Below are 16,867 nucleotides of genomic sequence, written 5' to 3' on the forward strand. Positions count from 1 at the left end.
CCCCCTTCGATCAAATCTTCTCGCGGGCAACCCGATGGGCAAAGAGTTTCTGAAACTTCACCACTTTCGGGGCTACCACAAACTGACAGTAGGGCTGATAGGGATTGCGAGCAAAATATTCCTGGTGATAGTCCTCCGCCGGATAAAAGGTGGTAGCGGGGACGATCTGCGTCACAATCGGATCGCGAAACACCTTTTGCTCGGTCAACTCACGTACAAGCTGCTCGGCCGTCTGACGCTGCTCCTCAGAGTGGTAGAAGATCGCTGAACGGTATTGTGTGCCGACATCAGCCCCCTGCCGGTTCAGCGTCGTCGGATCATGAATACTGAAGAAAATTTCCAGCAATTCGCGATAGCTGATCTGTTCAGGATCAAACTGGATTTGCACCGCTTCCGCGTGGCCGGTATTGCCGTCACACACCCGGCGATATGTCGGGTTGGGTACGTGCCCCCCGGTGTATCCCGATACCACATCCTTTACTCCGCTCACCTGATCGTACACCGCTTCCAGACACCAGAAACACCCACCGGCCAACGTTGCTGTCTCCAGAGGCATACCAACTCTCCTTGTCTACGTCATCGCTTCCTCTTTGTAGTCTACCGCAGTTTGACGATGGATGGCAGGCTTTCGTACAAAGAGTGCTACAGCGGATTGTAGCGGTTCATCGCTGTTGTTAAACCTTCCCGTAAGATTAACTCAACTGCATCGGCAATTCGTCCAAGCAGATCGGGAAGAGCAGCCTCTTCATCAGGCGTGAAACGCCCCAATACATAATCGGCAGCGTCCATCTTGCCGGGAGGCTGACCAATCCCGACCCGTAGTCGGGGGAATTCGGTCGTTCCCAATTGGGCTACTATCGAACGCATGCCATTGTGCGTCCCGGCACTGCCGCGCTCACGGATGCGAAGTTTGGCGAACGGTAGATCGAGATCATCGTAGATGACCAACAGCTCGCGTGCCGGGTCGATCTTGTACCAGTTACACAGCGCGACCACCGCCTGCCCGCTGAGGTTCATGTAGGTTTGAGGTTTTGCCAGCACCACGCGCTGATTGTGAATGTTCCCTTCGGCAAGCTGACTGTTCGCCCGTTGCGGGCGAAAGGTCAGACCATGCCGTTCGGCTAACGTGTCCACGCTCCGAAAACCGATATTGTGGCGGGTTCTCGCATAGCGCTCCCCCGGATTTCCCAGACCAACAATGAGCCACATATGATCCATCCTGACCGGATACTATTCCTTTACATCAGATGCGCATGGTAGAAGCGGTTGCGGTATGCGTCAAGGAGATAGGAAGTAGGAGTGAGCAGGGAGAGGGAAGGGGGAAGAGGCGTGAGGAGAGAGAAAAGAAGGGTGAGCAGGGAGAGGGTGCAGGCAACGGAAAGAGGAATTGGAACGAGGTTGCATGATCAGGGGAGCTTATCATCTTCTCGCCATTTATCGGCGATAATAGAGGCTAACAGACAACAACCTCAATTAAGGATCGATCATGACAGTGACAACGTACTCTCTACCCATACCAGAACTGGCCGAACAATTTCTGCTCCGTCGCGATATGACCTTTCTCAACCACGGCAGCTTCGGCGCCTGTCCGCAGCCGGTCTTTGCTGTCTATCAGCAGTGGCAGCGTACTCTTGAAGCACAACCGGTTGAGTTTCTCGGACGGCGTTTATCAGATCTGCTGTATCAGGCCCGTTCTGAACTGGCAGCCTTCGTCGGTGCAGCAGCAGAGGATGTGGTCTTTGTCCCAAACGTCACCTACGCGCTCAACATTGTGGCCCGTTCACTGGATTTGCAACCAGGTGATGAAGTTTTGGGGATCACGCACGAATACGGCGCTATCGAGCGTGCCTGGCGCTACGTATGTCTGCAACGAGGCGCAACCTACACGAATCAGCCGGTTGAACTGCCGGTAACGACACCTGATGAGATTATCGATCAGATCTGGCAGGGCGTCACTCCGCGTACACGGGTTATGTTGCTCAGCCATATCACCTCGCCAACGGCAATCGTGATGCCGGTGGCAGAGGTATGCCGGCGGGCACGGGCAGCAGGGATTCTGACCGTCATTGACGGTGCGCATGCGCCGGGTCAGATCGATCTGAACCTGCACGAATTAGCCCCCGATTTCTACGCCGGTAACTGCCACAAATGGCTGTGTGCGCCCAAAGGGGCCGGTTTTCTCTACGTTCGTCCTGAACATCAGGTCAAACTGGAACCACTGGTGGTAAGTTGGGGATGGCAGCCACCCACTCCGCTCCAGGGCAGTTTTCTCGCCTACCCGGAGGGAAGACCACTACAGGCGTATTACGAATGGATGGGTACCGATGACCCTTCGGCATTTCTCACCGTACCGGCAGCCATCGAATTTCAACGTCGCTACAACTGGAGCGCGATGCGGCTGGCGTGCCACGCACTCTTGCGAACCGCCTCGCAGCACATCCTGGCACTCAGTGATACACCACCGCTTACCCCTGACGATCCAGGCTGGTGGGTACAAATGCGGGCACTGCCACTGCCACCGTGCGATCCGACACTGGTTCAGTCCCGGCTCTGGCGCGAGTGGCGAATTGAGGTACCATGTTTCACCTGGGAAGGACGACCATTGATCCGCGTCTCCATCCAGGTCTACAATACACCGACGGATGTTGAGCGATTGTTGACCGGCCTGCAAGCCGTACTGAGCACATTATGATAGACATCGACCACGTAAGCTACACCTATCCCGGTGCCCCTGAGCCAATCTTACGCAACCTGAATCTTCAGATTGCACCCGGCGAATTCTTACTTGTTTGCGGCCCCGGTGGGGTTGGCAAAAGTACGCTACTACGCCTGTTCAACGGCCTGGTGCCCCATTTCTACGGCGGACACTTTCGCGGTCGGGTGCGTGTGTGGGGGCGCGACACACTCCATCATCAACCCCGTGATCTGGCCGACCTGGTTGGATTTGTGGTGCAAGACCCCGAAAGCCAGTTTGTGGTTGAGCGGGTAGAAGACGAGATTGTCTTCGCGATGGAAAATCTGGGTGTGCCACCACCAATGATGCGGCGGCGGGTCGAGGAGGTGCTAGATCAACTGGCGATAGCTCACCTGCGCCACCGCCACGTGGCGACCCTCAGCGGCGGCGAGCAACAGCGAGTGGCGATTGCAGCAGCACTGGCTGCCCAACCGCGAGTGCTGGTGCTCGACGAACCTACCAGTCAGCTTGATCCTCATGGGGCGGAAGAGGTCTTAACTGCGCTCCAGAAGCTCAATTCCGACCTGGGCATCACCATCGTGCTGTGTGAACATCGGCTGGAACGTGTCGTGCAGTACGCAGATCGCATCCTCTACCTGTCACCAAACGGTGAGAGCGATCTTGGCCCACCACGCGAAGTGCTGAGCCGAATCGATCTCCGGCCACCACTTCAGCATCTCGGTGCTGTGTTGGGCTGGCAACCATTACCGCTGACAATTAAAGAAGGGCGAAAGTTTGTGCCATCTGAACTACCGGATGTTACCTTACCCGCACCACCGTCACCACCAACCGCCACCGCACCGATTGCACGGTTACGCAATGTCACGGTACGCTATGGTCAGCACGAAGCGCTCTACCGGGTACAGCTTGACCTCCCGCGTGGCAAACTTATCGCCCTGATGGGACGCAATGGCAGTGGTAAGAGTACACTCCTGAAGACACTGATCGGCCTCGTTCGCCCCAGCGAAGGGCGCGTCGAACTGGAAGGGCGTGACATTACCCCGCTGGCCGTCGAAGAACTGGCTCGACACGTTGCGTATGTACCACAACAGCCGCGCAGTATCCTCTTCCACGACACACTTGAGGAAGAGATTACCTTTAGTTTGCGTGGGCGCAGGCTATCCCCCACCCAATCTGCCATTCGTGACATCCTCACCCGCTTCCGTATCAACCACCTGATAGCCCGCTACCCGCGTAGCCTGAGCGGCGGTGAGTCACAACGGGCCGCTTTAGCCGCCGGCCTGGCTGGTGATCCGCAGCTTATTTTGCTCGACGAGCCAACCCGCGGTCTCGACTACCACGCCAAGCATCACCTGATCGACACGCTACGTAGTCTCTGCCGGGATGGACGGACTGTGATCATGGCCACCCACGATGTCGAACTGGTTGCCGCGTGTGCCGATTGGGTGGTGTTGTTGAGTGAAGGAGAAGTTGTCGTTGAAGGATCGACTGCCGAACTACTCGGCAATAGTCTCATCTTTTCCTCGCAGATCGCCAAACTGTTTCCCGGCCAGGGCTGGTTGACCGTTCCGCAAGCGCTTGACGGATTGGGAAGGCGATCACCGTAACATCAGCATGCTGCTGACTAGAACTTATTTCATAAAAAGCTGTGCAGTCTGCACTCAGACGGTCGCCCAGGCGCATGAACGCTTGCCAATCACCAACGACAGCCGACCCGGCTCCTGGCCCGTTGGCAGAGCACAGCTCAGGCAGTGCCATCACGCCCTGGAGTAGTTACCTTACCCGCTCGTCATGCGCGTGTCGCGACGTTTGGAGTGCGGCAGCATGGCTGCCGCAGCAGCCGTGCTCATGATCCAGTGTGTGGCATGCCGTTGAGCCTACTGGTCACTGAGATGCCAGGTATGCTCATTACCATCATAGAGTCGGTTAGGAATGAAGGAGATAACTTCTCGTACATGTTTTTGAAAAAGGTTCTACCTTGCCAAAAGCAATGCGGAGACACCGTCCTGAAGCGTTGCGAAGGAACGAATTCTATCCCACATCGAGCCGGTGTGGATCATCACCTCAGCCAGATCAGGGCGAATCCCGCACAGGACAATCTGCGCTCCCATTAACCGGGCACCCTGGTTAAGCTGGTTCAGCGTAAGAGCAAGCGTCTGATCGAACACCGTCAGTCCGGTAACATCAATCAGCACCACCCGCGCCTGACGGGTTGCCATTTCGTTCAGGATTAACTGCACCAGCGTCTGACACCGTTCAGTATCAAACATGCCGATCAAAGGCACCACCAGCGTCGTTGAGCTGAGCGGGATGATCGGCAAAGTCAACCGTCGCAATAAATCATCGCGCTGGCGAAGCTCTGCGAGTGACCGTTCCAGCGCTGCACTCCGCTCGGACAGGATCGCCTGCGACGCCAGCAGATCGGCCTGTTGCCGCTCAACAATCGTCACATCACCCAACAGCACGACACTCGATCCACCACGCTCGTCACGGATTGCCACCTCGAAAAGTAGAAGCACCCGCTCATTTCCCCGCACAAAACGACGATAGCCAGGGCTGGGATCGGAAACCGTATTCTGTTCGACAAAGCCTGCCCCGTGTAGTACCTCTTCCAAACCACGTCCTATCTCCAGCGCCAACAATTGCTGTGCAGCACGATTGGCAAACCGTACCTGACGATTTGCATCGAGCACCAGCACCCCATCAGGCAAATGGTCAACGGCTGCTTGCAGAGCGACCTGCGAAGGCCGAAAAAGACCATACTTTATCGTAACCCAGCCAAACGAGAGGTGGATAGGCAGCAGACTGGCATAGGTCAGCGCGGTTAGACCAATTTCTCGAAACACATAGCCGGTCAAAAAAGTGAGTAATGTCCCCGCTGTAAGCCAGATGGTCGGCATCCGCACAGCGGCATGCCGTACCGCGAGCGTCACCAGAATCGTCACCGGAATAACAATACAACCGATGATGTAGAGCGCAAATACCGGCCCGAAAGCCGGCCCACGCACGAACGTCAGAACGCCACGCTCTTCGCGAAAGACATCACGGCCCACAAATCCAAACCGACCGTACCAGTCAATTGCCAGACCAATCGCCATCACCAGGTATGGCGAAATCGTAGCCCAGCGGATCGCCGGTTGATTGTAGCGATGCGGCATAAAGAGAATGAGTATCAACCAGATCAACAGACCGAAAATCGCAGCTTGCAGCGAGGTCAGCAGCCCGGACAACAACCATATCTCGGTTTGGTTCCGGCTGGCAAAACGCACCGCCCCGGCACAACTTAACAGCAACGAAGCAGTGGTAAAGAGGGCAAAAATACGATTCGCCGTCGCTCGATAATCTTGCAACAAAACATACACAATGCTGGTGACAAGAATAACAATGGTGAAGATAATGGCGAGGAGTTCCATGTAGTTATCCGTGTACGTGTATGACTGTCGTGATCAAAGAACTGGCGTGAATACATGGAGTTCTCTGTCACACCTCCGGCAACTGCCCCCACGCCCGGCACCAGACCACTCGTGAAAGCGCAACAAAAGCCTGTCAGACGCGAGATGTAGACGTTTACGAGTACTGTTACCAGCAGCAATTTATTCAAAACGTATGATAGCACTCGAGCATAGCGATTGCAATGTAGTGGAGAGGTTGTTTGTAAATCTAGCTGGATAATATGAAATCTGGTAGCCTGGGAAGCATGGCGAGGGATAACGAACAATCCTCGCGAACACGCACGGTAGACAGAACCTGTAACACCCTCACCCCCTCCCAATCCATCCCGGTACTTGCGCAGAGGTCTGCTGACAGATGATCTACTACTGTCCGCTGTAGAACCTATTCAAAAACATTTACTTCATTACTGACAGCCTCTATAAACGTGACGAGCCGAGCACACACAACATCGCTGTGACCAGCAGGGTCAACAGCAAGCCACGCACCGGATCGTGATCATGGCAGCCGCACTCCAAACGCCGCGACACGCACATGACGAGCGGGCAAGGCAACCCCTCCAGCGCGTGATGGCACGACCGAAACTGCTCTCTGCCAACAGGACAGGAGCAGGACAACCTGTCTTTGGTGATTGGCAAGCGTTCATGCGTCTGTACGACCGTCTGGAAGCACGATAGCACAGCTTTTATGAAATAAGTTCTGGAAACAGGTGTTATGGCTCAACAGCTCGCACGGGTAATGGAGTCATCGTAGACAGACACACGTTGCGGAACAAGACCTTTTCCACACCTGGTACGTTCATCTCCTGGTATGGCGTCTGCACGCAAGACAGGCAATAAAGGGATACCAGCCAGCGAAGCTGTGCGCTGGCAGATCAACGTGATCGATGTATCACTCTCAAGCTGTAACGTCTGAGTGCTGGGAAGCCCTCTAATCGCTTACACCGGTGGCCAGGGCACGTGTGGGCCGGGGCCGGGGGGCGGATAGCAGCCCTGTTCAAGCAAGCGGTTCAGTCGCCGCCGCAACGCTCGCACTTCAGCCCGATCAAGTAAGGTATGCAGGGCCTGGCTTAGCCGATCATCCTGATCAAGCTGCTGACGAAAATCGGTAAAGGCGGCGATCACCTCATCAGGAAGCGGCTCACCAACGAAATCCCAGAGCACCGTCCGCAGTTTGGGTTCGACATGAAAACAAATCCCGTGATCTATCGCCCACAATCGGCCATCGCGCCCTTGCAGACAGTGACCACTCTTTCGATCAGCATTGTTGATCAGACAATCAAACGCACAGAGCAGTCTGATCTCGTGCTCGTACCCACCCTGCTTCAACATTGTAAACAGGTGCACCTCTTCATCGTTATCGATAAACAACTGCACCATGCCGACTCCATACGGCCCATCGCGCACAACGGTTGGCGGCACCAGATGAAAGCCCAACGCTTCGCTCACCAGATATGCAGCAGCCTCACGCCGGTAGAGTGTGCCACGCGGAAAATCCCATAACGGGCGTTCGCCACGCTGGGGCTTATACACTGCTAGCAGATGAAGATCATCGTGAACAATACTGGTGAGCAGCGTATAATTGCTGCTGTACGGCATGGCTGCTTCAACGTTCATCGTACCCTGTGCCAGTGCCGTAAGGATCCGTGCGACACTCAACTCGCGTGCCTGACCGCCTTCCATACCCTGCCTTTCACGATAGCGTATGGGTTTCCTGTTCCCTGGTCGTTTGCGCGACCTTTTCCTGATCAGACGTGATCAGCTATACACCGGGCCGTGACCGTTGCGATGCGGGCAGAAATGACCACTGGGATCAATCGGGCGACCGCAATTCCCGCAAATTGGACGACCGGCTGCTACCACTTGTTCAGCGTGAATACTCAGCGCCTTCATCTGTTCGCGGGTCGCCGAAAACCGTGCCGATAGCGGCTCTTCATCGTTGCCTTCCGGCATCCCCTGCGCCAGTAACACAATCCGATCACGTTCACTATCGTAGCCCAGGCCCATCTGATAAATGCGGAACTCCGGTTCGAGCGGCTCCTCAAGGCTCATATCGGTCACCAGCAAATCATCAGAGGTTGCCAGCCGGGGGTTCCGTTCGCCAATCACTTCGAGCAGGCGATTGATCGCATTCGCCAGCTCGCGAATCTGCTCCTTTTCAGCCAGGAGGGTAACCAAACGATTACCCCGCCGGGCCTGCAAGTAAAACACGCGCCGACCCCGTGGGCCAACTGCCCCGGCAGTAATGCGATGCACCGATTCCAGATCAAAGGTAAACTCTGCCATATCTACGTTGCCTCCGTTGATGACGGGGACGCTGTCGCCGGTGGGTCCGGCGGTGAAGACGGTTTGGGGCGCAGATGATCAAGCGACCCGGTCTCATTGTACGCCAGTAAGCGAGGACCCATCGGCTCAAATGCGATTGCACTCAACGAGCAAGGATGTATCACCAGCCGCTGAAACAGATCAATGTGGACACCAATATAATACGCCAGTGCCAGCCGGATCAAGTCGGCGTGTGAAACTACGGCAATCAGCTCACCCTGATGACGAGCACGCAACTGATCAATGGCGCTAACCATGCGCATCTGCGCCTCACCCAATGTCTCGCCACGCGGAAAGCGGGTGCCACTCGGATAGTGCTGTACTCCCGGCCAAAGCTCGTGCTTGTACAGCTCTTTCAACTCGGCACCTTCCCAATCGCCGTAACGCACCTCGCCAATCTGCTCCACGATCCGCAATGGCAACCCGCGTGGCTCAGCAATTGCCCGGGCGGTTTCTACACACCGATCCAGCGGACTGGTATAGAGTGCGGTAATCGGTAAATCCCCCAATCGTTCACTCAGCGCTGCCGCCTGTCGGCGCCCCTCTTCACTGAGATGAACCCCCGGTAGCCAGCCGGCTAACCGGCCATGTACCCAGTCATTCGTCCCGTGGCGGATCAAGAGAACTGTGGTTACGCGACGTTCTTCGTTTGGCACAACGACACCTGCCATCTATGCTGGTTTACATCGTGCGTGCAATTGCTCTCCGTTCTTCCGGGCAACCTGATTGCACGTTCATTAGTACATTCATTATCCCATGATACCACGGTTGCGCCGATGTCACAGTAGAGCGTTGCGCTTGCCAACGAAGGAACCAAAAGTAGTGGTTAAGACAGATTGTTATTCTTTGTTATTTAAAATGATGTTTTTAGAATTGCTTTTATAATATATTTTTATAACCAATGTTTACCACTTAAAAGCTAATTATTTTTTCATCAGACAGATGAAAAAATTTTTAGATCATATCGCAAACTCTGATAATATAATGGTTTACACAGTTGTTTTTCAGTCAAAAAAATACACATCCCTGTCGTCACACTACTTCAACGTCATGACGGGTGTATATGACGGTACAAAGTGTTAGTCTGTGCTGGTTCTGGGTAGATCAGAACAACGTTTCAGATACTGTCACACCCCTCGTCATCTACTCACGGCCACTCACCATCAACCCGGGATATATAGCCCAACCAGCATAGCCTGGCACGCTATGAGGTGTTGCGTATTTCCCGCTGTCATCCTACTCTGCGTCTCGGCTACCCAATCCTGAACCCATCATTCCGGTATCGTCCCTACTTGATTGGTCGGCTGATAACGTCTTGCCACTATGTCAAAGGAGGTGACTCGCAGCAACGAAACTCTCACATCCGTAACATCACGCGCTCATCGCATCCGGTATTGTCTGCCAAACGAACAGTAGCAACAATTCACAGAACCTGCTTTAGGGGGGTCTATGAATCTTTTCTACCGTTACCGACGCATGGCATGGACGCTCATTGTCGTCATATGTCTGCTCGGTCTGACAACAACCACTGCGCTGGCGATTGTCGTCACATCCAGCGCACCCGACGGCTGGGCGCCTGCCAATGTACGCGCTAATGCCACTGTCGCCATCACTACTGCCCAGCCCCGTTCCGGCAATGGCTCGCTGGAGTTTACTACCAATACCATTACACCAGGCCAGGACAAAGCTGATTACGAGAAGCTCTGGAATCCCGCCAGTTTTCCCAGCCGCACCCTGGCCGGTCTGACTGCTCTGAGCTACGAGTACTACCGCTCCAGCAGCAGCACCACTGCCAGTCACCTCGCTCCGGTCTTACGCCTGTACGTCGGTGATGCCAACCCATTATCCCCAACCTTCGGTAAGTACGCGCTCCTGATCTGGGAGCCTGTCTATAACGGTGCAACTTCGATACCGACCGATCAATGGATTACCCAAAACATCCTGAATGGCAAGTTCTGGATGTTCGTTCCTTCCGGTCAATCAATCCCCAGCGGTGTTGTTCAGAACTACAACTCCACCCTCAACGACTGGATTACCGGTTCGCCGGTCGGTCTGTCGGGAGACCCGGCGCCGATCAATATTGACCAGTTTTCAATCGTTTTCGGGGTGAATGTGGGGGTTGGTTCCGGCTGGGGCGCTACCTTCCGCGGCTTCGTCGATAATGTGACGTTGCAGTGGGGCAGCGATGAGGTGCATGCCAATTTTGAGGTTGATATTCAGGGCGAACTCACCGTCACCAAGGTTGTTGACTGGAGTGGGGCGCCACCGGTAACCGGCCAGACCTTCGAGATCTGCATCACCGGCCCGTCGTATCCATCAGGGAACTGCCAGACCACGAGTAGCGGTAGTGTAACCTGGAGCAGCTTGCAGATCGGCGACTATACCGTCACCGAGACCGATCCCGGCCCGGCGTGGGATGTGTCTCTACCCGGCACCGTAAGCATCACCGATGATCAGCCGGTCACCGTGACGGTCACCAATACGCTCCGTCCGGGAAGCCTGAATGTCAACAAGACGATCAACTGGCAGGGCGTTACACCCATTCCCGACACTACCTTCAATATCTGCATCAGCGGACCTTCCTATCCCACGCCCTTCTGCCAGACCACGAGCGGTGATTCGCTGACCTTTGGGCCACTGGTACCGGGCACCTACACCGTGAGCGAGTCGCCGGGTAGCGACTGGATCGTCACCATTACCGGCGCACCGGCGAATGTTGAACCGAACCAAACGGCGCAGGTAACGGTTCAGAACACCTATGTCGGGCCGGCCCTGGCCTGTCCATTGCTCGACGACTTCAATCGCGCAAACACAACGAAAGGGCTTGGGAAGAACTGGACCGGTGCAACCAGCACCTACCGCATCCTGAGCAACCAGGTCCAACCCTTCACAACCGCAGGTGCGATCTTCTGGAATAAGGCACCACGCACCTTCGGCGCCGATCAGGTGGCCTGTGTGAATCTGACGACCATTGACCCGCAAGGGAAGCATCATTCGCTGATCCTCAAAGCACGGGCCACGAACAATTATGCTAGAGGGATGATCCTTGTCTCGTATGATGCGGTCAATCAGCAGGTTGTGGTCGAGAGTATCCAGCCCGGGCAAAACTGGACAACCCATCTCACCATTCCGATTACTCTTGCCAACGGCGACGTTCTCGGTGCCCGAGCGCTGGCCGACGGTTCAGTCCGCGTGTACCGGAACGGCGTCCTGATCGGCGCTACCTCAACCACCAGCTTCTTTGCCAACCGTGGTGGTCGCATTGGGGTCTGGTACCACCAGACGGCAAACGCCACGTTCGATGATTTCGGTGGTGGGAATACACCCTGACACAGTCCGTTGATACCGACCTCACCCCTGGGCAATAGGCCAGAGGTGAGGTCGGTGCCCGCTCAAATGTGTGCCGGAAATACCGTTACGCAGGCACATACTATCAAATCTGGTGTAATAGCGTTCATAACCTGTAATCCGACGATTACCCTTCAACCACACTCGATCACGAAAGTGCAGAACCAACGCCGCTACGACGCACGCATCAGATCACGTTTCGGCGAGGGTATCGTTTCCAGAAAGGGTTGCCTGTGGCGCGTAGTTTGGAGTGCGGCAGCTACGCTGCCGCAGCAGCCGTACTCACGATCAGGGGCGGTGCATAGCACGTACCCGTACCGGTACGCGATCCTGGTGAAAGGTATGGATAAGCATAGGCGAGAAGCCAGCCTCACGGGGAGCAGCTTCCTCGCGTACAACACTGCAAAACGCTGCACAGGTACCAGGCTAACCGGTAACGATTGATAGTCTCAGCAATGAGACACCGTATTGGTCACGATTTGACATCACACCCCACCGCCCACACCCGGTTCTTCCCGGCCCGCTTGGCCGCTAGCTCGGCATTGTCGGCAGCCAGCAACAGCGCCATAGGTGTCTGAGCATCGTCCGGGAAGGCTGCCACACCGAGGCTCAGGGTATAGCCGGGCACCGGCAATCCATTCAGCGGTTCAGGACACGACATTTCAGCCTTGCGCCGTATCTGCTCGGCGACAGCTATCGCCGCCTGCCTGTCGGTGTTGATCAGGATAATCGCAAACTCCTCACCACCGTAGCGGGCGACAAAGTCTACTTCACGTACCGATTGCGCCAGCAACTGTGCCACTGCCCGCAATCGAACATCACCGGCCAGATGCCCATACGTATCGTTGTAGTGTTTGAATGAATCGATATCGACCATAATCAGCGCCAGTGGATAACCGTAATGACGCGCCCGTACAAATTCACGTTCAAGTGCCCGATCAAAAGCACGGCGATTGGCAATCCCGGTCAGGCTATCGGTAACCGCCAGCGCTTCTACTTCGGCATACAACCGTGCATTTTCCAGCGCAGTCGCTGCCTGCGTCGCCAGACTCTGGCCCAGTTGGAGTTCGGCAGTGGTGAAATCGGGATCACTGCCCGTCCGTCCGACAACCACGAGACCGTGCACTGCTGTCTTTAGGCCGGTCGCTAGCGGCAAGAGCAACAGCTTTGGGCAATCTAATTGACCGAGAAACGTACCATCGACATCCTGGTCAGTATTGATGAAGACTGCCTCAGCACTTGTCAATACCTGTTGCAAGATCGGCACTTCGCGCAGCGAATACACCCTCCCCATCTCAATATCGTCCATCGTAGTCGCCGCTGTACAGGCAAACGCCATAACAAGCTGCTCCTGAAGCGACTCCCAACGCAAGATGACACAACGTGCCGCATCGAGTGCCTTCACCAGATGATGTACAATTGCTTCAAAGATCGCCGCTTCGTCAAGACCGGCGCTAAAGTCACGGGTTGCGGCATACAGAATACGTTGTTCTTCACTACGACGCTGGGCTTCACTGTAGAGACGGGCATTCTCAATGGCCAGTGCAGCGTGTCCAGCAAAGGCAGCCAGATAGTCGGCATGCTCTGGCCGATAAAAATTCGGTTCAGTTTTGTCTAACGAGAAAAATGCGATTACCCGACCGTGAATGATGATTGGTGCCCCAGCCCACGAACGAACTTGGGCAGCCGCTTCGATATCGACCCACTCAGGCTCCTGTGCAGTGTCCGGAATGATGAAAGGTCGACCGGTTGTCAGCATTCGCTGCAAATTGGGCGTACTGGCAACATCGAACACCACTGCCGCCGCCGCACGGGCAACTGCTTCACCAAAGCGATCATACCCTCGCAAGTGAGTAAGCCTGGCTCGCTGCGCCTGCTGCTGCTCGTCATACTCGACAATCATCACATTCGCCGAATCATACGGCACTACTCGCTGTATCTCGTCGAGCAACCTGTCCAGGATCGTGTTAACATCAAGGCTTTCGCTCAGCGCCAACCCGGCCTGGCGTAACGCTTCCGCCAACCGCCGCTGTTCCCGCTCGGCGGCCAGCAAATGAATTTTCACCATGGCCAGTGAAAGCTGGGCTGCAACCTGTTCGCCAAGTGTGATCTCTTCATCGGTAAACCGATGCCGTTGATTAAACCCAATCAATGCGGCACCGAGCTTCTGCTGCTCAACCATCAGCGGTAAAGCAAGCATCGAGCGCGTCGGAAAGAGGGCTGCAATCCGCCGACTCAGGTACGGGGTATCCAGAACATCCTCAATTGCCAGAACCCGTCTTTCCCGCAACACGCTTTCCGTAAGCGTTGCCTCACCAGGTGCAGCCTGCATTTGTATGTACCGCTCGTGCAATGCGTCATTAGCCGCGGCTGGCACCGGACGTTGTAGATGCGCATCCCACAACGCGAGATACGCACCATCCGCTTCAAACAGTTCACCTAGTCGGTTTGCCAGCAGCCGCAACATCTCGTGCAGATCATCGATCCCAAGTGCGGTACGTGTTATCTCATTTAGTAACGCCATCTGACGAGCGTGGCGACGGGCACCCGTCAAGAGACGTTTGTTTTCCAGCATCGTGGCAGCAACATACGCCAGTGTCTGACCGGCATTGATCTCATCTTCTGAAAATGGCTTGACAATGTTCCGGTAAACTACAAACGCACCACCCAGACCATCCGGCATAAACAGCGGAAAGACTGCATAGGAGTGAAATCCTTCCCGCACCACTGCCTCGCGGAGTGGCGCTAAACCGGGATGAGTTTGGGCATCGGCAACCACAATCGGTTCGGGACTTTGCAGCAGTTGTACCCCTGGGACATTGTGAAAAAACCGGTTAATTGTGGCAACATACTCCGCTGAAAGCCCACTTGCATACGGACAACTCAGACTATCGGTTGCCCGGTCATAGAGGTATATCGCTGCCTTATCCGCAGTCAACACTTTTTGCGCAGCGACCATCAGTGTGTTGTAAAAAGTAGCGGTGTCGGTTGTAGCCAGCAACTCACCGATTGACTGCACTAGATGGCGCTGTCGCTCCACCCGCCGCCGCTCGGTCGTCAGCAAAACGTACTTGCGGGTCGTCTCACGCCAGACCAGAATGTAGCTCACCGGCACATGCTGCCGCTCGCGAACTATCGCGACACTGAGCTGAAAGACGCGCTGATTGGCTTCAGTGTCGATCACAATCTCATAGGAACCCTCCACCAGTCCTTTGTCTGGAATAAATTGACGTATCTGCGCCAACCTGGTGAGCGGATAACCAATGATCTGTTCATCAATCCCCAGAAGACGTTGTGCAGTAGGATTAAACTCAACGACGCGGTACAAATGATCGAGCACCATAACTGCATCTTGCAGATGGGCAACAATGGTACGGGCAGTGATTGGGGCAACATCAAATAACCCAAACCGAAAGAATCCGATCGCCAACAAGACACCCGAACCGGCGAAAATAAGCGGCGTTGGATCAATCCAACCCAGCGGTAATGCCCCTGACAAATAGACAGCATTGCCCAATAGCGGCACCAGCGCACTCCCCACCATCATCAGTGCCTGATAGCGATACAGACGCGCTACCTGCATCGCAAACACGATGTAGAGCGCAATGCCGCCGATGATCAGGCTATAGGCAATCGTCGTATGGACCCAAAACCAAACCCCACGCCCGGCAACGAAGAGTTCTGGATGTCCTCTCGGATCAAGGGTCACACCGCGCCAGATCAGACCGTGCCATTCATTCGTCAACACCAGCAAACAGGTCACAATCGCCGGAATAAACAAGAGCCGTCGTCGCAATGGCGTCAGCCAGTCATCACGGCCAGTGTACTGCAAGGCAAAGATCAGCCACAACGGCGGGATTGTGGTAATGGCCAGATATTGTAGTTTGGCAAAGATCACTTTCGCCGCCAACGAAGGTGACTGTAACTCAGCCGCGTACAACAGTGACCACCCACTCATTGCCGTCAACAGCAACACTAACGTGAGCGCACCGGGCCGGACGAGGTGACGAAAAGCGTAGTACGCAATACTCCCCGTCAGCGCAGCACTGCCCCAGAGCAGCAAAACGGCAACCTGTACTTCAATGGTCATAGGTGATTATTCCGGCCCCTTCACCTTTGTCGGGAACACTGAACAGCCATTGCATGAAGGTTTCTTCCTAGCACGGCATCGCTATGCTTCTATTATTACACAATGCGAGTTCAATGGATAATCAATCATCAGCGATTATTCCAGTCATCCATAACCATACCAGCACATTGTTACATTATTTGTTTTGTTGTGAAAAGTGTTGGACTTCAGCCTCCTGCACGATTGCGCTTATACATGCCCGTCACCAATCCAACGCCCACCATATGGCGAGAGAGGGCTGGTCGGGTGAAGGTCAGGGCCAACCACGCTGTTGATACAACGAGTATTTCAGCATCCACTCCACTTCGCAGCGAGTGTGTGGGACACACACCAAATCAAGGTTTTATCTTAATTAAAAGCTGTGCTGTCCTGCTGCCAGACGGTCGCCCATGTGCATGAACGCTTGCTAATCAACAAAAACAGCCTATCCTGCTCCCAGACTGCCTACCATCACCGGTGCCATCACACCTCGGATTGGTTGCCTTACCCGCTCGTCATGTACATGTTGCGCGATATGGAGTGCGGCAGCATGGCTACCGCAGCAGCCGTACTCGCGATCCGGCGCATGGCACGCCGTTGACCCTGCTGGTCACGGGGATGCTGTGTATGGGTAGCTGTTTTTGAAACAGGTTCTACATCAAATATGGTTAGAGGGTAATCCTTTCACCACTACATGACTTTTCAACAATAAAAATAAGCGACTTTTCCTGGTAGCCGTTTCGTGTGACATAGTGATCATCGCGCAGATTATCTCTCTCTTGCTCAGTACGCATAGCGGTAGTGTCTACATTTATGTTTCTTATTAAAACATAAAAAATACTCTTAAAAAGAATATAGAACCGATTGATATTGATCGGCAAATATGTTTATATGACAGAGAACATTTCTCGACAATAACAGCTCTACCTATCGTAAGGGGAT

General features: G+C 54.7%; 10 protein-coding genes. 3 read left to right on the forward strand and 7 right to left on the reverse strand.

Going from position 1 to position 16,867, the window contains the following annotated elements:
* Nucleotides 1-10 precede the first annotated feature (10 nt).
* Both msrA and pth read right to left on the reverse strand, forming a co-directional pair.
* Nucleotides 11-556, reverse strand: a complete 546-nt coding sequence (msrA, locus tag VAE57_RS05735; protein WP_322820931.1) for a peptide-methionine (S)-S-oxide reductase MsrA — start codon at nt 554-556, stop codon at nt 11-13.
* A gap of 86 nt (nt 557-642) precedes the next feature.
* Entirely contained in the window at nt 643-1,209 is a 567-nt protein-coding gene (pth, locus tag VAE57_RS05740; RefSeq protein WP_322820932.1) for an aminoacyl-tRNA hydrolase, read from the reverse strand.
* 277 nt (nt 1,210-1,486) lie between these two features.
* On the opposite strand from pth, the gene VAE57_RS05745 reads away from it, so the two are divergent.
* Together VAE57_RS05745 and VAE57_RS05750 are read left to right on the forward strand one after the other, a co-directional pair.
* Entirely contained in the window at nt 1,487-2,692 is a 1,206-nt protein-coding gene (locus VAE57_RS05745; protein WP_322820933.1) for an aminotransferase class V-fold PLP-dependent enzyme, read from the forward strand.
* Entirely contained in the window at nt 2,689-4,302 is a 1,614-nt protein-coding gene (locus VAE57_RS05750; protein WP_322820934.1) for an ABC transporter ATP-binding protein, read from the forward strand. Before VAE57_RS05745 ends, VAE57_RS05750 begins: the two co-directional genes overlap by 4 nt.
* A 366-nt stretch (nt 4,303-4,668) precedes the next feature.
* On the opposite strand, the gene VAE57_RS05755 is transcribed toward VAE57_RS05750, so the two are convergent.
* From VAE57_RS05755 to VAE57_RS05770, 4 genes are all read right to left on the reverse strand, one after another.
* Nucleotides 4,669-6,108, reverse strand: coding sequence for an STAS domain-containing protein (locus VAE57_RS05755; RefSeq protein WP_322820935.1), 1,440 nt, complete (start codon nt 6,106-6,108; stop codon nt 4,669-4,671).
* Nucleotides 6,109-7,083: 975 nt separating this feature from the next.
* A complete protein-coding gene (locus VAE57_RS05760) occupies nt 7,084-7,827 on the reverse strand; it encodes an SCO1664 family protein (protein ID WP_322820936.1) in 744 nt (247 codons plus the stop codon).
* A gap of 75 nt (nt 7,828-7,902) precedes the next feature.
* A complete protein-coding gene (locus tag VAE57_RS05765) occupies nt 7,903-8,430 on the reverse strand; it encodes a DUF3090 domain-containing protein (RefSeq protein WP_012257527.1) in 528 nt (175 codons plus the stop codon).
* A gap of 2 nt (nt 8,431-8,432) precedes the next feature.
* On the reverse strand, nt 8,433-9,125 hold the full coding sequence (locus tag VAE57_RS05770; protein ID WP_322820937.1) for a histidine phosphatase family protein: 693 nt from the start codon (nt 9,123-9,125) through the stop codon (nt 8,433-8,435).
* 793 nt (nt 9,126-9,918) lie between these two features.
* Between VAE57_RS05770 and VAE57_RS05775 the strand changes: the two genes are divergently transcribed.
* A complete protein-coding gene (locus VAE57_RS05775) occupies nt 9,919-11,799 on the forward strand; it encodes an MSCRAMM family protein (protein ID WP_322820938.1) in 1,881 nt (626 codons plus the stop codon).
* 490 nt (nt 11,800-12,289) lie between these two features.
* On the opposite strand, the gene VAE57_RS05780 is transcribed toward VAE57_RS05775, so the two are convergent.
* On the reverse strand, nt 12,290-15,907 hold the full coding sequence (locus VAE57_RS05780) for a histidine kinase N-terminal 7TM domain-containing protein (RefSeq protein WP_322820939.1): 3,618 nt from the start codon (nt 15,905-15,907) through the stop codon (nt 12,290-12,292).
* Nucleotides 15,908-16,867 lie beyond the last annotated feature (960 nt).

Origin of the sequence: Chloroflexus sp. (assembly GCF_034434295.1) — a bacterium.
In the GTDB taxonomy this organism is placed as follows: Bacteria; Chloroflexota; Chloroflexia; order Chloroflexales; family Chloroflexaceae; genus Chloroflexus.

Excerpts from the sequence above, each read along its gene's own strand:
- VAE57_RS05780 (WP_322820939.1), bottom strand. The coding sequence starts at position 15,907 with ATGACCATTGAAGTACAGGTTGCCGTTTTGCTGCTCTGGGGCAGTGCT.
- VAE57_RS05775 (WP_322820938.1), top strand. The coding sequence starts at position 9,919 with ATGAATCTTTTCTACCGTTACCGACGCATGGCATGGACGCTCATTGTC.
- VAE57_RS05760 (WP_322820936.1), bottom strand. The coding sequence starts at position 7,827 with ATGGAAGGCGGTCAGGCACGCGAGTTGAGTGTCGCACGGATCCTTACG.
- VAE57_RS05750 (WP_322820934.1), top strand. The coding sequence starts at position 2,689 with ATGATAGACATCGACCACGTAAGCTACACCTATCCCGGTGCCCCTGAG.
- pth (WP_322820932.1), bottom strand. The coding sequence starts at position 1,209 with ATGTGGCTCATTGTTGGTCTGGGAAATCCGGGGGAGCGCTATGCGAGA.
- msrA (WP_322820931.1), bottom strand. The coding sequence starts at position 556 with ATGCCTCTGGAGACAGCAACGTTGGCCGGTGGGTGTTTCTGGTGTCTG.
- VAE57_RS05745 (WP_322820933.1), top strand. The coding sequence starts at position 1,487 with ATGACAGTGACAACGTACTCTCTACCCATACCAGAACTGGCCGAACAA.
- VAE57_RS05755 (WP_322820935.1), bottom strand. The coding sequence starts at position 6,108 with ATGGAACTCCTCGCCATTATCTTCACCATTGTTATTCTTGTCACCAGC.
- VAE57_RS05765 (WP_012257527.1), bottom strand. The coding sequence starts at position 8,430 with ATGGCAGAGTTTACCTTTGATCTGGAATCGGTGCATCGCATTACTGCC.